Raw genomic sequence first — 16,814 nt, forward strand, 5'->3', positions numbered from 1 at the left:
TACTCTCCCATCATAATATGCCGGCACCAAAATCACACACCATGGACCGTGCTGCAGGACCACCAGTTAGTGTGAGTTTAAGGCGAGCTTGTTGTGCTGATTTGTCATCGCTGATAAATTTGCGTTCTGTCCAAAGAGGTTCCGATAACTGTTCTGTTTCGTCTAGTTCTAAAGGGCTAAAAACACCGTCATCTAGTTGTATCTCCAGTGTAAAAGATGAACCACCTGGCAAAAAGGTTTTGATATAGCTGGTAAGCCTTGATTTTTCCCCAAAGGCAAAAGCTCTGGTGATATAGGTTGCTTCTTTATGAAGCTTTCCTGCAATCAATTGAACAGGGGCAAATAATACGGGTGAAAGCTTTTCCGTGCCTTTGAGAATAGCTCGGAGTATAACTTTTTCACTGATATATTCAGTAAGATTGAGCAATTGAAAGGGGAGGAGTTGATAAATTGTGCCGTTGTTACGTTCAATTTCAAAGATGACAGAACACTCACTTGAAGGCAATTCAATAGCTGCACGTATTTGCAAATCAGAGCAGTCAACAAGATCAAATTCACCTAAAGGAACGATTTTTTCTGTTTGTTTGTAGCGGGCTGCCAACACTCGAAATGCCAATGCTTCATCTTGATGGGCTGTCCAGCTTTGCGCATTGACAGAAGAAAAGCGTGGACCCGTTACATAGGGATGACTTGAGACATATCTTTGGCTCTCTGCATCAAAATCACCAAGTTTGGCCAGTGAGACAGAATGGTCACCATCATCAGTTTTAATGACAAAAGCAGTTAGACGATCATCGGGGATTAATAAGGGAACATCATAGCGTGCTTTTGCCCATCCGGTTTTTGCACCTTTCATCGAATAGGATGTTTGGGCTTGAATATCAGCGGTAGGATAGCCGTTTTCAGTGGTGACTAAATCAATCATTAAATCATGAGAGGGACTGCCAATTTTACAAAGATGGAAATCAATTCCTGTGATTTGTCGTGTTTCATCGGGGGTAAAGACTTGTGCTTGCGGGTCTACTTGTGTCCATATTTTTACTGTGGTGGTGCGCCGCATCACTTTCACATCAATCACACCTTGTCCGGTAAAAAGCCCCGTTGCAATTGTACCACCTTTGCCCTGTGCGATAACATTCTTTGTGCCAGCGGTAATGTTTTTAGGAATGGTAAAAGCTCCTTCAAGCATACCCTTGGCATCGGCAACAAGGTGGTTATTTGGCAAGACATTGACACCATCAAAGGTAAGGCTTTCCAAGATTTCTCCTTTGGCAAAACCTTCAATTTTAAAGTTCAATTTAATTTGCCTTAAAAAGTCGATTTGCTCTTGGGTTGTATGCGCCAAATCATCACTAATTTCTGTCTTACGGATGCTTCGCCCACGGTTTTGCCCCATATTGAGTTGATTGGTTACACTTGAGAGCCAATCGGTGCGCTGTTCATGCCAAAAGTCTGTTGCAGGGGTAAGGGAGACTATTCCAGGCAAGGGAGAAAAATTTTGATAGGGATTTATTTTTTCACAAGCTGTTGTTAATTCTTGAGCAATGATGACTTCGTTTGTCCAGTCAAGGGTAACAGGGGATTGTAAAGAGGCGGTATAGAATATTGGATCAATGGCAAGCTGTAAAATGCCGTTGCCTACCGCTCCTGTTTGTTTAAAGCCTTCATCTCTATAACTATCATCGAGAAATGGGTCTGCAAACATCCCTTTTTTGGCAACAGGTTCTTTAGAGTCGACATTGCTTTTAATGCGCTCTAATTGCATCAGTCGATCAAGCGAAAGCACCCGTTGAAAGTAACGCCACATCTCATCATAGGGGGCAACACGCGTCCCATCATTAACAACAAGTGGCGTTTCAAGCCAATTGTTGTGAATAGTTGCAAGAGATAACACATCATCGGGAACACTTGGTGCCATGGGTTGGTCCGCCGAAATACCCTTGATATAAACCACATTGCCTTCTGTATTCAGTCCTATGCGGTCAATGCGCGGCAATTTATAAGTGTAACTGACGATAATGTCACCGTCATTAGCACCACCTGAAACGGTAATTTCCTGTGCTGTTACTTTATCCGCTTTTATGCTAGCGCGGTATCGATAGGTCACTTTATAGCTACTGCCAGGGAGAGGTTCATCACCTATGGGAGACCAATCAATGGTATCTCCTGTTTTCTTAAAATCAGTGTCTTCTTTAAATTCTTTGTTTCCTTGAACGACTTTAATGAAAGAGGTGATGCTTTTATCAGGAACACCATCACGCCCTGCAGCAACCGCACCGCGGGTAACCGTGACGGTTTTTTCTTTTGTTAGCAAAATAGAATGAACGGTAGCAATAGGCGTATAATAGGGTTTAAAGGTAAAGCTTGTTTTTTCCTTTGGGGGCGTAAAAATATGGGTTTCACTAGGAACTGCGCTTGTCGAAAAGTCCTCGAGTTCTTCATGACGCAAGGCTGCTAAGCGTTTGCGTTTAAAGCCATTGATATTGGCTTCCCCTTCTTGAATACTAAAGATTTGGCAAGCGTTGTTTGGTCCTAAAGCGCTCACACGGCATCCACTTACGATATAATGCCCATGGGCGCGGTCATAAGTGGCAATAGCTTGCATGGCCGGTTCAAGCAGTGAGGGTGATTTTTGATCAATGAGAACACCATCTTGCAAAATGTAAACGGGGAAAAACGTGCCTTGCTGTCCATCATCTTTGAGAGCCCAAATAAGTTTTGCAATCTCACGGGCAGCACCGGGCTCTCCTTCTGCCAAGGTGCCTGGAACTTGCCCCAAAAGTTCTGGATCATCCTCATGGGTTAGCCAGCTTTTTTGCAGTTTTACACCAATCTCTACACGTCCAACCATGGAAACATTGTTGAGAACAGCCGGTAAAACAGGAAAAATATCACCGGCGATAAAAATCTTACCATCGGTTAAAGTCACTGTTTGTGTGTCTTTGTTGACAAAGGCATCTGCCCGTTCAACACGGTCTCCTTCTTTGGCAACAAGGCGCCCCAAACGGTTATGCCGTCCCCTTATGATGGTTTGGACTTCATTGAGCTCACTTCCTTGAAGAAAAGAGCGTTGTCCATAAAACACAACGCTTTGTTGTTCATCTTTGCCTACTGATCTATCAATTGCAAAGGGCAAGCCACTTTCATGTTTCATGTTAAAACCTCAATAGAATTTTAAATTGTTCGCGAACATCAGCACGTAAAGGAATGTTGATAGGTGTTTTGAAAATCTCTACACCACTTTTTAGGTCATCGGTGCCAAGCCAAAGTTTGCCAATGGGTGTCTGCTCTTTTAGGATGCCATGAACAAGAAGGGAAGCAAAGGAGGCTTGTTTGTCTTCAACATCCTGAAAGTCCGTACGGGCAGCAAGAAACAACAAGGTACCTGTTGGAGAAGGATTAAATCTATTGCCATAATGGCTGTAAACGCCCTCGACAGCTTGTTCGACAGGCTGTACTGCATAGCATCTGCGAAGTCCAATCAAAGAGTTGTTTGCATCTCTTAAAACTAGATAAAGGGGACGGTCGCAAAACCACTTTGCCATAAGCATGTCTCGTTCGTGCTTTTTGACAGAACACCAAGGAAAATTTGCCATGTCCCATGGATAATCAATTTGCTCCCAGCTTAATTCCTCATCTGAGTCATCAATCCAGTTGCCAATTAATGTGCCTTCTTCTTTTGTCAGCTTGTGATGAATTTCTGTTGTACGTCCAAAGGAAAAGAGAGTGCCTTCGGTTGTCAGAGGAATGCCGCTTTCTTGTTCCAGCATATTGTTGTCAAGCCTAGACATATTGGTTTGCAAGGCTTGCACATCATAACCGTAAACACCACGACGAAAGTCAGAGCGCAAACTTTTGGAAAGTTCTACAATGGCTTCAATCGCTTCAAGAGAGCTTTGTTCGGGGAGCTGATTAAATTCAAGTTGAAAGGAATTCCACCAAGTATGCCCCGTCCATGCGGGTTTAAAACGCGCAGAAAGCTCTAACCATCTCAAACCCATCTCTATTGCCAAAACAGAGCCGCGCAGGCGCTGCCATTCAAGCCCCTGATCGATCAAATCATAGAGGTTTGGAACGTAAGGAGTGAGTTCACCAAGTCCATATTCTTCAATCAACCATGGTAAAAAACGGGAAGGGCGTGTGATCAGTTTTGCGCGTGAAATCCCTAAAACAGAACTCTCGACATCTTGATGAAAGTTGCAAGCATCGGCAAGGCGTTTCTCAAATTCTGTTGCCTGTGTGGGAAGGAGGGAGCCTCCCATTAGCGTGCGCGCCCTTTAAAGTTTAAGGTGATTTTACCAATCGATAATATTTCTTCATCGTGAACTACACTGTCCTTTGTTGGTGCAATGGCAATCACTTTCTGAACACCAGGGATCATCAGTTTTGAAATCCACCACGAGAGGCTTAGTTCACGGCCAATGGCTTGTTCTTGTTTCCAAGCCCTGCGTAAATTTGCTTCCATTGTTGTAAGAATTTTCAAAGATGTTTCTGGTAGCAGCCAAACATCTGCTTCTAAGTCTAGCACTTTCTTGACAGCAGCATGCACAATAATGGTATCATTGGTCATAATGATATTTTTTTTGTGAAGGGTTTGTGAGACTTTCTGTAAGAGATCTTCAGAGGCTGTTCCTTCTTCATTGTTGCTAAAAAGAGCAACATAGATGGTTGGATCTTTGCCTTTACGGTAAATAATGGCATCTTTCACACGACTGTCGGCTGACAAAGCGATAAGCCTGTAATAGGGCTCTGTTCCGTTACCTTTACCCCCACGGGCATGAAGCTGTATGCGTTCACGATACCTCTCATCGCTCTCACCCTCCATACGTTGAAGACCATGCCAGTTTCCTAAAGCATCAAGGGATTCACCAGTTGCAAAATCAAGAATATTATTGCGTGCTGCTTCGTTGATACGCTGCCTTAAAAGCAGTTCTCGATAGCTAAAAGCCTCAATGACTTTTATAGCTGGATCACTTTCTAGAAATGTATAATTGGGTAAAAGCTCTTTTAAGTGGGTAAGAACAGCAGCACGTATTTCCTCAAAAGAAAGTTCTGTAATAATTTCCGGTTTTGCAAGCGCTTTACTCATTGTATTATTAATCCTTCCATGATGATGGGCTTGCCTGATGGCAAATAAATACCTGCAAAGGACAGAGAAACTTGTCCGGCTTCAAGCATTTTAAAGTCAATCTGTTTGAGCTTAAAACGCGGTTCCCATTTGTCTAAAGCCTCGGCAATAGCGGCATAAAGAGCAACGGCAAAAGCGTTATTGACCGGTGCATCAATCAATTCCGCAATGCGTGAACCATAATCACGCCGCATCACTCGTGTGCCAATCCGTGTTGTTAAAATATCAAGAATTGATTGACGCAAATGATCAATACCGGATAAGGGCTTTCCTGTTGTGCGGTCCATTCCACTGTTCAATTTGGACCTCCTGTCATGGAACCACCAGGGGCTACACCACCGTGAATATGGCTGTTTCCAATGTTGGTATCGTTATGCGTTAAGTCACTGGAGTGAATGGAAACATTGCTATTTGAATGAAGAGCAATGCCATCATCTGAATGGATGGAAATACCACCTCCTGCTTTTAGGGCAATAGCTTTTTCTGCATCTAAACTCAGGTCACCTTTTGAAACAATTTTTATGCCTTCTGGTGCTTGTAGTTCTAATTTCTTGCCATCTCCTTTTATCGATACACCATCAGAAATTACGAGACTAAATGTTCCTCCTGATGTGATGTTAAGGGTATAGCTATTTTGTTCATCATCATATTCAATGATGGTTCCATCTGGATAAAGTGTCTTATGAATATTGCCTTTATTAGCTGCTTGATTAGCATCCGTGTGGAGTGAACCAATAATCACTCCTTGTGATAAATCACCTGAGGAAGATACGACGACAACTTGCTCTCCAATATCACGCCCTTCATAAGAACAGGTTTTACCAGCACGGGCTTGTGTATCTGGCATCCAATCACTGATCAGATTACCGCTTTTTACCCGATAGCGTGCATTTTTATGGTCAGCATGGCTAATTGTTCCAATCATCACCATATTTGCTACACGTCTTTTTAAATCCGTGATCTCTTTATCGCGTCGTTCAAGCATGGGAGACCTCAACTTTTATGTATTTATCTTTGTTGTTCACGCCTGTTTCGGGGGTAAAACCTATGAAAGGTGTAACTATTCTTGTGCTTTCTTCGTCTGGATTAGAGATATTGGTCACATAAGTGACTTCAAAGGTTAGAATTGCACCATGGAGCGCTAGAGCGCCATTATCACCAAAGGCAAAAGCAATATTTTGCAGGCGGGACATTTCAACTGTGTTGTTAAGATTAGGATTAGCATGGAAAATCTTCTCAACTTGCCATGCTAGTTGATCAACGAAGCAGGCTCCGTTTTCTTGTGTGCTATAACATTCAACATCTACCGTTAAAATGCGCCGTCTGAAGCCAAAATCATGTCCATCCTCGATTGTTTCGTTTTGCGTTGAAACATTAATGGCCGGCATTGTCTCAATAAATAAGTTGAAGTCACGCATATTGAAAACATTATCACCAGCAGCTGTTTTTTCTGCTTTGATCAAGGCAACAAATGCTTCTCTTATCGTTTCGCGCGGATGCATAAAGGCTCCTATTCGAACAAATTGATATTTAATTATTTTTATTGTATTTGTGGATACATTTTGATATACATTCGTTATGACGATAAATATTAAAATTCATGGTATAAATTGGGATGAAGGTAATTGGCCCAAATGCGCTAAACATGGAGTTTCTAAAAAAGAAATTGAGTATTTATTCACTGAACCTGGAAATCTCGTCATAAAGAACGACCCAAACATTAAAGAAGAACGTTTTAGAGCCATTGGTAAAAGCTATAACAAAAGATATATTTTTTTAGTTTTTACCTTAAGAACAATAAAAAGCGAACTGTTTGTGCGTCCTATTAGTGCTCGTTATATGCATCAAAAGGAGATTGATTTTTATGAAAACCTCTAAATTAAAACAGATACCTGTTTTCAAGACGGATGAAGAAGCAGAAAATTTTGTTGATACTGCCGATCTTACAGAATATGACTTAACGGGTTTTAAGCCTGTTCATTTCGAATTTTTACCTAAAGAAGCCTCTATCAACATTCGATTGCCTCAAGTGCTGATGAAGGCTTTAAAGGAAAAAGCTAAAAATCAAGCTATTCCTTACACACGCTATGTTAGGCATCTGATTGAACAGGATTTACGAAAAAGTCATCGTGGTTAATATATCCTTTATAGAGAATAATACAAAGGATAAAGCATGAACAATAATCATTATACGTATCGTGTTTTTTGGTCACCAGAAGACGAAGAATATGTTGGTTTGTGTGCAGAGTTTCCATCCCTGTCATGGTTAGATGTTGAAGCAGAGAAAGCTTTAAAGGGTATTATGGACCTCGTTTCAGAAGTTGTTGAGGATATGCAACACAATGGAGAACAAGTCCCGATACCTTTGTCACATGGCAAATATAGCGGTAAGTTTCAATTAAGAATACCACCAGAACTTCACAGACAACTTGCAATTCAAGCAGCCGAAAATGGTGTAAGTTTAAACAGATACATTTCTTCTAAACTTTGAAGCTTTTAAAGGTCAAAACACACCAAAAGAAGATTAATTTTTATGAAAACCTCTCAATTAAAACAGATACCTATTTTAAAAACGGATAAGGAAGCAGAGAACTTTGTTGATACTGCTGATCTTACAGATTATGACTTAACAGGTTTTAAGTCTGTTCATTTCGAATTTTTACCTAAAGAAGCCTCTTAACTACCTCCCCATTTTGAGAACGAGGAGGGAGCATATTTTACCTTAAGCAACCTTTGTAATGGGATTGTCTAAATTGGGTTCATAAGCTTTTAACAAAGATTCCAAGGGTTGTGGTAGTTCTAAATCTCCAAAATCTGTAAGAACTGCCAAGATTTTAAGTATATTTGGCACATCATTTTGGAGCTTTAATATCAAAGCTTTTTCTATGACACTCATAGTATCAACCAGAGCTGTACAATCTTTGTCACTCATATTTTCATGTCTAGAAAATTGAGATAATCCCATCCATAAATCACATAAGAAGTTAGTATCGACCTTCATTGTACACCCCCATGGATTTGCTCTCTTAAACATGCCAATCCTCTGGATGTGATTTTTGTTGAAGGGAGCACCTTTTCTGTACCATCCGGTCTTTGAATGGTAATAGCAGGGCAATCCATAAGTTGTTTTTTGATTTTGTCCTGATAGGGTAACAATGGACCACTTGGAGAACGCCGATACACCCAATCGTGTTTACGCAAATAATTTGTTAAATCCTTTGGTCTTATTTCTAGCATCTTTGCAGCTTCAATCAAACCAAATAGCCCATCAGAACGCTTTAAGCCATCCAAAGCCTCTGCTTTTGGAGTTAGCTCAGAAATGATCTGCTCTTTCTGCTCTATTTGATTTTGTAGATGATTCAAGAATCCGATCATTGCTTCTGGGCTTGAATAATCGATCTGTGGTGTTGCTACTTGCTTTGCAAGCTTTTCGCATTCGATAAAGTATTCTCTGGCTTGGTGTCCTTTGTCATTACGTTCTATCATGGAAAGGTGTTTAGCCATGTCTAATGTGAGGTAGTATTCTTTTACCTTTCCACCGTTTTCTAAATTTTTAGAAAGCGTTATAAAGTCTATATTTTCCCGAAACTTACATTCTTTAATGCGATTTTTAATCCAGTCTGCAAACTTTGATGTAATTTCCAAAAACGCATGTAACTCACGTGCGTTAACAGTTTGAACAGTTTCATGATCAATTGTTTGTTCCGTAATTTTAATGAGGGTATTCATAAAGAACTCCTAGTTGTTAGATGTTTTCATTGATACCAAAAGGTATCGGGCGCTGAAAACACGGCAACTAGTCCGTCGTTACACTTTCCCCGAAAGAGTATTGTATAGTGTAACCACACCCGACGATATCCATTATATGCTATACACATACAATGAGTCAAAAATTTAAATTTGCGGAGAAAAGATTGTTTCGGCAATCTATCCGCTAGCTGCTTAAGGTGTTTTCAGGCACCTGATTCGACTGTATATATATTCCTATTATAATGTCAAGTAATAATATTATATTTTTTAGACTATAGACTAAATACTGGCATGTATTGATAGCACCAATCGTTAATCAAACCAAACAGCCCATCAGAACGCTTTAAGCCATCCAAAGCTTCTGCTTTTGGAGTTAGCTCAGAAATGATCTGCTCTTTCTGCTCTATTTGATTTTGTAGATGATTCAAGAATCCGATCATTGCTTCTGGGCTTGAATAATCGATCTGTGGTGTTGCTACTTGCTTTGCAAGCTTTTCGCATTCGATAAAGTATAAACGAGCTTCTCTGCCTTTCTTATTATTCTCAACCATAGACAGTTCTTTGGCTACGCTTAACGTGAGATGATAGTCTTTACGATTGTGACCACCTCTGCCTTTGCACGCCAAATTTGGCGAGCAAACAAAGTCTTGATTTTCTAATAAATTATATTTTTTGATACGGTCAGTAATCCAATTGGAAAAGTCTTTACCTATTTCCAAAAATGCATGTAATTCACGTGCGTTCACTGTTTGAACGGTATCGCCATCAATCGCAGTTTGATGTATGTCGATTAAATATTGTGCCATGGTTTGGCTCCTATGTGTTTAAAGGTTTCTTAATGACACCCTAGAAGGGTATCGGGCGCTAAGAAACACGGCACATAGCCCGTCGTTACGCTTTTCCCATAAAGGGTATTGTATAGCATAACCACACCCGACAAAGTCATTATATGCGTGTAACATACAATGAGTCAAAGCTTTTAATTGGCGGTGAAAAGATTGTTTCGGCAATCTGTCCGCTATGTGTTTAAGGTGTTTCTTAGGCACCTGATTCGACTGTATATATATTCCTATTATAATGTCAAGTAATAATATTATATTTTTTAGACTATAGACTAAATACTGGCATGTATTGATAGCACCAATCGTGTTTACGCAAATAATTTGTTAAATCCTTTGGTCTTATTTCTAATACTTTGGCAGCTTCAATAAGACCAAACAAACCATCAGAACGCTTTAAGCCTTCTAAAGCCTCTGCTTTTGGCTTGAGTGTACTTACCTCATTTCTTAAATCTTCTAATTGATTGATACTCTCTAAAAGAAGTTGTTTAATTGTAAGAGGATTTTCTAAAGCATTGGCAAGATTTATTTGCGGTGTTGCTACTTGTTTTTCCAATTCTTGCCAACGGTCAATTATTTTTGCTCGTAAGGAAGTACTGTAACCAGATACGAGAATGAGACATTCACGCTTGGGAAGGTTGTAGCAAGCGCGTTTTTCACCTTTATTATCAAGGTAATAGCCACAAAAATCAACCAGCCCAAATTTGGACCCGTTAAGTTCCTCAAGCATTTGTCGAATATCACGCATGATATGTTTATGTTGCTTATCGCATAATTGAGCGATTTCACGACTGGACATAGTCTGAACCGCTGCATCGTTAGTAACATTTTCCGTAGTTTCTATAAGAGTGTTCATTGTGAACTCCTGTTCGATTAGACCTTTCTTAATGACACTCTACAAGAGTGCCGGGTGCTAAGAAACACGGCGAACAGTCCGTCGTTACGCTTTCCCCATAAGGGTATTATATAACGCAACTACACCCGACAAATCTATTATACGCATGTAGCATATAATGAGTCAAAGTCTTTAATGTGCGGAAAGCTGATTATTTCGGTAATCAATCCGCTGCTCGTTTAAGGTGTTTCTTAGGCACCTGATTCGATTATTCATATCCTTGTGATAATGTCAAGTAATAATATTAATTTTTTAAATAAGTAATCGGTTAAAGTTTTTGATTGTAACCCAATATCCTTCCTTCTCCAATAAAATCAAACAAGCCAGTGACAGGTTTGATTTCACAATCGTTTGTTTTTTATTGTTAGTCTCTCACCCCAGTTGAAATAATTTCATCGTCGTAAATTTCTGCTGTTCCGCAAATCTGTGCTTTTCCACAAACTTGCACTCTGTCAAAAATCGATGCCTCACCATAAATTTGTGCCTTACCAGAAATTTTCGCTTCACCAGAAACTGATGCTTTACCAAAAACTCGTGCATTATCGAAAATCTGTGCATTGTCAGAGATATCTGCCTCATCAAAAATTTGTGCATTATTGCAAATTATAGCATTTCCGCTAACTGATACCTCATCATAAATTTTTGTATTGTCATAAATTTTAGCATTTCCAGAAATAGATGCTTCACCGTAAATTTTTGCTTGTCCTGAAATTTGTGCATCTCCAAAAATGGAGGTATCACCAAAAATCTTCGCATTGCCGTAAATTTTAGCATTTCCGGAAATAAATGCTTCATTATATACTTTAGCGTTTTCAAAAATACATGCTGCATTGCGGATACATACCTCACCAGAAACTGATGCTTCGTCATAAATTTTAGCATCATCAGAAACAGATGCTGTTCCGAAAACTTGAGCACTACCATAAACTTTAGTGCTGTCAGAAACAGATGCCTCGTCATAAATTTGTGCTTTACCAAAAACTTGTGCATTACCAGAAACCGATGCCATACCATAAACCTTTGCATCATCGCTAATTGTAGCGTTTCCAGAAACATATCCATCTCCGTAAACCTGCGCATTATCAAAAACCCAACAATCATCGTAAGGACTTAGGTTTCTTTCTTGTTCAATATATCCGCCTAAATCACCTTTCTTAATTGTACCAAAATCTTTGATAGCTTTAATACGGTAAAGAATAAATTCGCCAACCTTAATTGTATCATTTGTTAATTTGTATTTTCTTCTTCTAAATATAAACATGTACTAGATCATTTCTTTATAAGCATATCTTTATTTTAACTCTCGCAGAATAAGCTTATACATACCGGATTCTGATGCTTGTACATCTATCACAACAAAACTCTCTTGAGAAGAGGGGCTGTTGTTTTCAGGAGAAATGACCACAACGCTATCTTGCGGCTTTGGTGGTAAGCTGCCGATATCATGAATGCAAACATCAAGTTCTTTTCGAGGCACAGTTGTAGGAATTCTCCCACCAGCCTCCGATTCAGAATGTTTAATGCCGTAAATCGCTGTAATCTGAAACGATTGTTGATTGTCTTTTCGCGTGTAGATGACGGGTTGCCCAAAGGTGTTGCGTACATCTTGAATCATTTTGTTGAGCAACCCGTGCCATTGCATATTATTTGCCTCCACTGACTGCTTTAAACAGCATTTCAGGGCGTGTGCAGATGTAAAGCGGATAGCTATAGACCTCCGGTTTTACCCATGCATTACGGTCGTGATCAATGATCAGCATGGTGTAGAGAGGTCTTCCAACGGTGTTGGCAAAATCCAAACTTTCCCCTGGTGCAAAGGTTTTTTGGAATACACCTGGTGCATTGGCAGGAAAGAATTGGCATTCATCAGGTTTAATTCCTATGGCGCGTTTTGTTCCGGCTTTTGCACTTACATTATAGTTATGAACACTTCGGTAATTAATGAAAGTGACACCAGCAAAGTCAAAACTGCCAAAGCTTCCAGATCCAATTGCACTCGGTGTTGCAATGCCTCCGGCACTATTGAGTGTTTGTGCAAGAGCTGTATTTAAATAGGTCTCACGAATTGTTTTATGGTTTTTTAATTTGGAAAAGAATTCATTTCCACAAAGCCCAATAATCCTTGAATGATCAGAAAATGCCCCCTTTGAAGCTTCAATCATTTTCATGATGACTTTGTCAACATGGTCTGCGACGTTTGTTGTCTCATCATTCAGTTTAAAATCAATCGGCTTTGGGGGAGTAATTTCCCATTCCTTGTACCAGTCAACAATGACAGAGCCATCGGCATCAAGCACAACACCTTGAACAGCGCCAAGTTGCATATTTTCCCATGTCAATTCAATTTCAGAAATCAGCTTTTTTTGTTTTCTGGCAATATATTTCATTGCTGTTTCTAACTGATCTTCTGTACCAAATTCACGACGGTTCTGGATTTCCTCCGATTTCACTGTATCACTTTTAGCAATCCGTGTTGTTTGAAAAAACCGTAGATTACGACTATCTCTATCTCCTTCAATCAAAGGGGCTCCGCGTTCACTGGTCTGAATCAATGACAGTGTATTGTCACGTCTTTCAATCCCAACCATTGTGGTGCTTGTTTCCACTTCTTCGAAAAGATCAAGAGAACTAATAAGACCAGGTTGAAATTCATAGTTTTCAATTGCTTTCATCATGGTAATAGAGGAGAAAGCATCGTGTTTAAAAAAGTTCATATCCATGTGCGCATTCTCCTATCGCAACATTATTTTGTTATTGTCTTCTAAAGACTGAATGGCGGCAATTTTCTGTTCATCTGTAATAGCATCTGGCCATAACAATTCAGAAGCCTTTACTGTACTCAAGCGCGCTGTAATGACTGCGCGTTGATCTACTTCTGTTACATCAACAGTGGCATAAGAAATCCCAGCAGGTGTTTGACTACCATCTGATGCTACTGGATTCAGGGGAACATATTTGCCGGTTGCTGTGACTTTTCCCATAACAGTGCCGGCTTCAACAAGTGCCCCTGATGCAAATATCACTTCTTCATTCGACAGATCAGTGTCATAGCGCCCGAGATAAGCGCCATTGCGAACATCTTCATAAATAACGTGACTCATTTTATTGCCCTCCAAGCTTCTTCCCATTTTGCATGAATTTTTGCTTTGCTCACCCCATCACTGTGGGGGGCAGTGGTTGATAGTTTTAACGATGAACTTTTCGATATAGCGGCAGCCAAAACGATATTTTTTGCTTTCTCAACATTCATGCCATCTTTAATTGCTTTTGCTGCATCAAAAGAAACGCCTAAACGTTTTGCTTGCTTTTCAAGGGTCGTAAGCGCTTGGGCGCGCTTTCTTTCCTTTTCAAGAACCGCTTTTATGGTTTCTTGCTTATTTTCGTTATCTTCTTCATCCTCTTCATTTTTCTCTTCGTCGTCGAAGTCTTCGTCGTTTGCGTTAATGTTGAGGGTGTCTTCTTCGTATTCATGGGTGATGTCGACAACCTTTTCATCATCCTCTCCTTCTGCGCGATAGTGTGTGCGTGCCATGTGTTTTTTCCTTCCTTTGTTGCTGTTGGGGGTAAGTGAATGGAATCCGTTAAGGCTTCCAAAGCTTGCGCAAGGGTACCCTGCGCATCTGCTAATCCAAGCGTGATTGCTTGGCTGCCTATAAAAGTTTCTGCTTTTGTTTCGCGGATTGCAGCAGCACTCATTGCTCTGTTTTTTGCAACCAAATCAACAAACATCTCGTAGAGTAGGGCGCAATCTGCTTGCATTTTTATCTTTGCCTCATCGGCTAATGGCTCGTGAGGATTGCCATGAACTTTATGATCACCTTCAAAGACAAAGGTCCATTTATGCCCTTGTTTTTCATCCGCGTATGATTGGTCAAGATGAGCACAAACAACCCCAATTGAGCCTACAACCCCTGTGCGTGCAACCCATATTTGAGATGCAGAGCAGGCAATGGCATAAGCCGCTGAACAGGCAAACTCATTGGCGTGGGCCCAAATAGGTTTGCCATATTGTTTTGAGAGTGCTTGAAACTCTTCGACCAAATCAAACACACCGCCGGCTTCTCCGCCGCCGCTGTCAATATCAAGTAAAACAGCGCGAACATCAGGTTGTGCCATAGCTTCACGAAAAGAAGCACTTAAACCTTCATAAGAAGTTAACCCTGAGAGAGCACCAAGCCATGCACTGCGGCGCACAAGCGTGCCATGCACTGGTAGGATGGCGACATTGTTTTGCACCACATAAGTTTCGGGGGGGCGGAAAGTCTCTGTATTTCCTTGTCCAAAGGCTCCGATGGGAAACTTTTCTCCTGCGAAAAGACGTGGTGCAAGGGCGTTCAAAATGACATCAAGCTTTGTCGAAGAAAGCATATGAGGAACACCAAAAAGTCTGGATGCCAAAAACGGCATATCAAGATTATTTGCCATTTGCATGCGTCTCACTGTCTTGGTTACTTTCATAGGTTTCAGAAGGGGTTTCATCATCAATCATTTGATTGCTATCAGAGGGCATTGCTGCATTATCAGTATCAAAATATAAACCGCGCTTGTGCGCATCTGTGCGTTCTTCTTCGAGTTCGGCATGAATGTTATCAATATCAAAGCCCCGTTCAGCCAACGCCATACGTCGTGTTTTCAAGCCAGCACGAATTTCTTCTTTTTCTGCCGAGATGTCTTTTATGGGGTCAATCATTTCAAGGGGTGGAGCAAAGCTTTCACATTGAAGCCATGGTAAGGAGTTTTCTTCCCATCCCGGTAAATTCACGCATTGGCCAAGCACTGCCATTTCGACAAAGCGTTCCCAAACAATTCGATTAAACTGAAAGGAAATGATATGTTCCCGCCATTGTTTGACATGGCGTCTAAATTGAATGATGGAGGTTCGCACATTGGAAAAATTCCCCCGTGTAACATCCCCTGTCACAACGGCATAAGGCATATTGAGAGCAGAACAAATTCTTAAAATATTGCGAAATTGGAAGGCTTCATAAGAACCACCAACCTCAACAGGATTTGAGAATTTAATCTCTCTATTCTCTCCTACGTAAAGTGAAGCACCGGGTTCAGCTACTGGTAATTCTTCTTTGTTGGCATCCTCTTCATTACGGTTTTCAGGTAATCTTTCACCATTGGGAGAAGTTCCTGTAACAAACACTGCAAAAAGAGCAGCTGTTCTTTTTCGATCAAGTTCTGCATCATCATAGGATTCGAGTTGAAAGATCTTTGTCATACAGCGTGTTATTTTTGGAGAACCACGCAATTGTCCGGCAATACGGCGCTCTTTGATATGAATGACCATTTCTGCAGGGACACGTATGCGCTTTTGGCTCTCAAATGCTGTATTTGTAGGGCAATCATCATAAGGGTGGTGTTCCCAAAAATGATAAGCAACACGCTTACCACTTGCATTAAATTCAATCCCCATACGAATGTAATTGCCTTCAATTTCGGCGGATCCATTGTAGGTAAGGTCGAGCATTTCAGTGGGATAAACTTGCAATTGAAGAGGTACTCCAGAGCGCCCATAAAGATCAACATAATGCAGTCTTACAAAACATTCACCGGTTAAAAAGACCTCTCGTGCAACGGTTGCTTGCAGCCCATAAAAGTTAGCATCTTCATCATAATCAGCCTCATCAACCCATTGCCACCATAAGTTTAGAAGCTTTTTCTTTTCTTCTTGAAAGCCTTCGATACGAGGATATGGTTTAATCCCATCACTGACAGCCGCAGAGACCCATTCTTCTGTTGCAGAACCATAAAGAGCTTCATTGTCATAAAGCCATCTTGAACGGGCAATAATGGTATCACCGCATTCTTCAATCGCTTTATTGATGTGTTTTTTTGCTGGGTCAAGACCATTCATGCGGCGGCTTTTGCTTGCCGCTTCAAAAGGGGGATTGTTTTGACGAGAAATTTTAAAAAAGTCCGTCATTTTATTTAAAAAACCAGCCATTAATAGCCTCGTGATATATTAAAATAGAACACGCTTGCACTTTTACGTCCTTCAAGGTCGGCTATTTGTGTGTTCAGCATCTCAAGTGCTCTGCGAAGTTCCTCAACAGAACGGTTACTGACTTGCTTGTCGCCATGGCGGACTGACTGTGCTCCTGAATAAAGAGCCTCTTCAATTTGCTCCCGACGCTTTTTTAAACTTTCAAGTCTCTCAATTTTGCTGTTAAATTTCCCTAAAGTTTCATCCACA

At 40.6% G+C, this 16,814-nt stretch carries 21 protein-coding genes and 1 pseudogene; 4 read left to right on the forward strand and 18 right to left on the reverse strand.

Going from position 1 to position 16,814, the window contains the following annotated elements:
• Window positions 1-10: 10 nt before the first annotated feature.
• From B11cv2_RS01710 to B11cv2_RS01735, 6 genes are read right to left on the reverse strand one after another with little or no spacing between them, the layout of a single operon-like run.
• The gene (locus tag B11cv2_RS01710) at window positions 11-3,154 is read right to left on the reverse strand and encodes a DUF4815 domain-containing protein (RefSeq protein ID WP_100693052.1); all 3,144 of its coding nucleotides are present in this window, start codon (window positions 3,152-3,154) and stop codon (window positions 11-13) included.
• A 1-nt stretch (window position 3,155) separates the two neighbouring features.
• On the reverse strand, window positions 3,156-4,262 hold the full coding sequence (locus tag B11cv2_RS01715; protein WP_100693053.1) for a phage tail protein: 1,107 nt from the start codon (window positions 4,260-4,262) through the stop codon (window positions 3,156-3,158).
• Window positions 4,262-5,089: a baseplate J/gp47 family protein gene (locus B11cv2_RS01720; protein ID WP_100693054.1), complete on the reverse strand. Its 828-nt coding sequence runs from the start codon at window positions 5,087-5,089 to the stop codon at window positions 4,262-4,264. The genes B11cv2_RS01715 and B11cv2_RS01720 overlap by 1 nt, the downstream gene beginning before the upstream one ends.
• A complete protein-coding gene (locus tag B11cv2_RS01725) occupies window positions 5,086-5,427 on the reverse strand; it encodes a GPW/gp25 family protein (RefSeq protein ID WP_100693055.1) in 342 nt (113 codons plus the stop codon). The genes B11cv2_RS01720 and B11cv2_RS01725 overlap by 4 nt, the downstream gene beginning before the upstream one ends.
• A complete protein-coding gene (locus B11cv2_RS01730) occupies window positions 5,424-6,113 on the reverse strand; it encodes a phage baseplate assembly protein V (protein ID WP_100693056.1) in 690 nt (229 codons plus the stop codon). Before B11cv2_RS01730 ends, B11cv2_RS01725 begins: the two co-directional genes overlap by 4 nt.
• Window positions 6,106-6,630 (reverse strand): hypothetical protein, encoded by a 525-nt coding sequence (locus B11cv2_RS01735; RefSeq protein WP_100693057.1) that lies wholly within the window; start codon window positions 6,628-6,630, stop codon window positions 6,106-6,108. The genes B11cv2_RS01730 and B11cv2_RS01735 overlap by 8 nt, the downstream gene beginning before the upstream one ends.
• 76 nt (window positions 6,631-6,706) lie before the next feature.
• Here B11cv2_RS01735 and B11cv2_RS01740 point away from each other — a divergent pair, with 76 nt between their 5' ends.
• The 4 genes from B11cv2_RS01740 to B11cv2_RS01755 are packed head-to-tail and all read left to right on the forward strand — an operon-like array spanning window position 6,707 to window position 7,808.
• Window positions 6,707-7,006 (forward strand): BrnT family toxin, encoded by a 300-nt coding sequence (locus B11cv2_RS01740; protein WP_100693058.1) that lies wholly within the window; start codon window positions 6,707-6,709, stop codon window positions 7,004-7,006.
• On the forward strand, window positions 6,993-7,265 hold the full coding sequence (locus B11cv2_RS01745; protein ID WP_100693059.1) for a CopG family antitoxin: 273 nt from the start codon (window positions 6,993-6,995) through the stop codon (window positions 7,263-7,265). Before B11cv2_RS01740 ends, B11cv2_RS01745 begins: the two co-directional genes overlap by 14 nt.
• Window positions 7,266-7,301: 36 nt before the next feature.
• A complete protein-coding gene (locus tag B11cv2_RS01750) occupies window positions 7,302-7,619 on the forward strand; it encodes a type II toxin-antitoxin system HicB family antitoxin (RefSeq protein WP_100693060.1) in 318 nt (105 codons plus the stop codon).
• A gap of 42 nt (window positions 7,620-7,661) precedes the next feature.
• Complete coding sequence (locus B11cv2_RS01755; protein WP_100693061.1) at window positions 7,662-7,808, forward strand: CopG family antitoxin; 147 nt, start codon at window positions 7,662-7,664, stop codon at window positions 7,806-7,808.
• A 42-nt stretch (window positions 7,809-7,850) separates the two neighbouring features.
• Here the strand turns inward: B11cv2_RS01755 and B11cv2_RS01760 are convergent, their stop codons facing one another.
• The 12 genes and pseudogenes from B11cv2_RS01760 to B11cv2_RS01830 form a co-directional block, all read right to left on the reverse strand.
• Window positions 7,851-8,129 carry a hypothetical protein gene (locus tag B11cv2_RS01760; protein WP_100693062.1) on the reverse strand — a complete coding sequence of 93 codons (279 nt, stop codon included), beginning with the start codon at window positions 8,127-8,129 and terminating at the stop codon, window positions 7,851-7,853.
• Window positions 8,126-8,857: an antA/AntB antirepressor family protein gene (locus B11cv2_RS01765; protein ID WP_100693063.1), complete on the reverse strand. Its 732-nt coding sequence runs from the start codon at window positions 8,855-8,857 to the stop codon at window positions 8,126-8,128. Before B11cv2_RS01765 ends, B11cv2_RS01760 begins: the two co-directional genes overlap by 4 nt.
• 335 nt (window positions 8,858-9,192) lie before the next feature.
• A pseudogene (locus B11cv2_RS01775) lies at window positions 9,193-9,684 on the reverse strand (antA/AntB antirepressor family protein); the annotation flags it as partial.
• Between the two features lie 301 nt (window positions 9,685-9,985).
• The gene (locus B11cv2_RS01785; protein WP_100693065.1) at window positions 9,986-10,573 is read right to left on the reverse strand and encodes a Rha family transcriptional regulator; all 588 of its coding nucleotides are present in this window, start codon (window positions 10,571-10,573) and stop codon (window positions 9,986-9,988) included.
• Window positions 10,574-10,976: 403 nt separating this feature from the next.
• The gene (locus B11cv2_RS01795; RefSeq protein ID WP_100693066.1) at window positions 10,977-11,873 is read right to left on the reverse strand and encodes a hypothetical protein; all 897 of its coding nucleotides are present in this window, start codon (window positions 11,871-11,873) and stop codon (window positions 10,977-10,979) included.
• Between the two features lie 30 nt (window positions 11,874-11,903).
• Window positions 11,904-12,254, reverse strand: a complete 351-nt coding sequence (locus B11cv2_RS01800) for a hypothetical protein (RefSeq protein WP_100693067.1) — start codon at window positions 12,252-12,254, stop codon at window positions 11,904-11,906.
• 1 nt (window position 12,255) lies between these two features.
• Window positions 12,256-13,332 carry a major capsid protein gene (locus B11cv2_RS01805; RefSeq protein ID WP_100693068.1) on the reverse strand — a complete coding sequence of 359 codons (1,077 nt, stop codon included), beginning with the start codon at window positions 13,330-13,332 and terminating at the stop codon, window positions 12,256-12,258.
• 12 nt (window positions 13,333-13,344) lie between these two features.
• A complete protein-coding gene (locus B11cv2_RS01810) occupies window positions 13,345-13,713 on the reverse strand; it encodes a head decoration protein (protein WP_100693069.1) in 369 nt (122 codons plus the stop codon).
• Window positions 13,710-14,090: a hypothetical protein gene (locus tag B11cv2_RS01815; protein ID WP_245406998.1), complete on the reverse strand. Its 381-nt coding sequence runs from the start codon at window positions 14,088-14,090 to the stop codon at window positions 13,710-13,712. Before B11cv2_RS01815 ends, B11cv2_RS01810 begins: the two co-directional genes overlap by 4 nt.
• Window positions 13,973-15,037, reverse strand: coding sequence for a S49 family peptidase (locus B11cv2_RS01820; protein ID WP_100693931.1), 1,065 nt, complete (start codon window positions 15,035-15,037; stop codon window positions 13,973-13,975). The genes B11cv2_RS01815 and B11cv2_RS01820 overlap by 118 nt, the downstream gene beginning before the upstream one ends.
• Entirely contained in the window at window positions 15,027-16,565 is a 1,539-nt protein-coding gene (locus B11cv2_RS01825) for a phage portal protein (RefSeq protein WP_100693070.1), read from the reverse strand. Before B11cv2_RS01825 ends, B11cv2_RS01820 begins: the two co-directional genes overlap by 11 nt.
• Complete coding sequence (locus tag B11cv2_RS01830; protein ID WP_100693071.1) at window positions 16,565-16,813, reverse strand: phage head-tail joining protein; 249 nt, start codon at window positions 16,811-16,813, stop codon at window positions 16,565-16,567. The genes B11cv2_RS01825 and B11cv2_RS01830 overlap by 1 nt, the downstream gene beginning before the upstream one ends.
• Window position 16,814 lies beyond the last annotated feature (1 nt).

The sequence above is a fragment of the Bartonella sp. 1-1C genome, from assembly GCF_002810325.1.
Taxonomy (GTDB): domain Bacteria; phylum Pseudomonadota; class Alphaproteobacteria; order Rhizobiales; family Rhizobiaceae; genus Bartonella; species Bartonella rochalimae.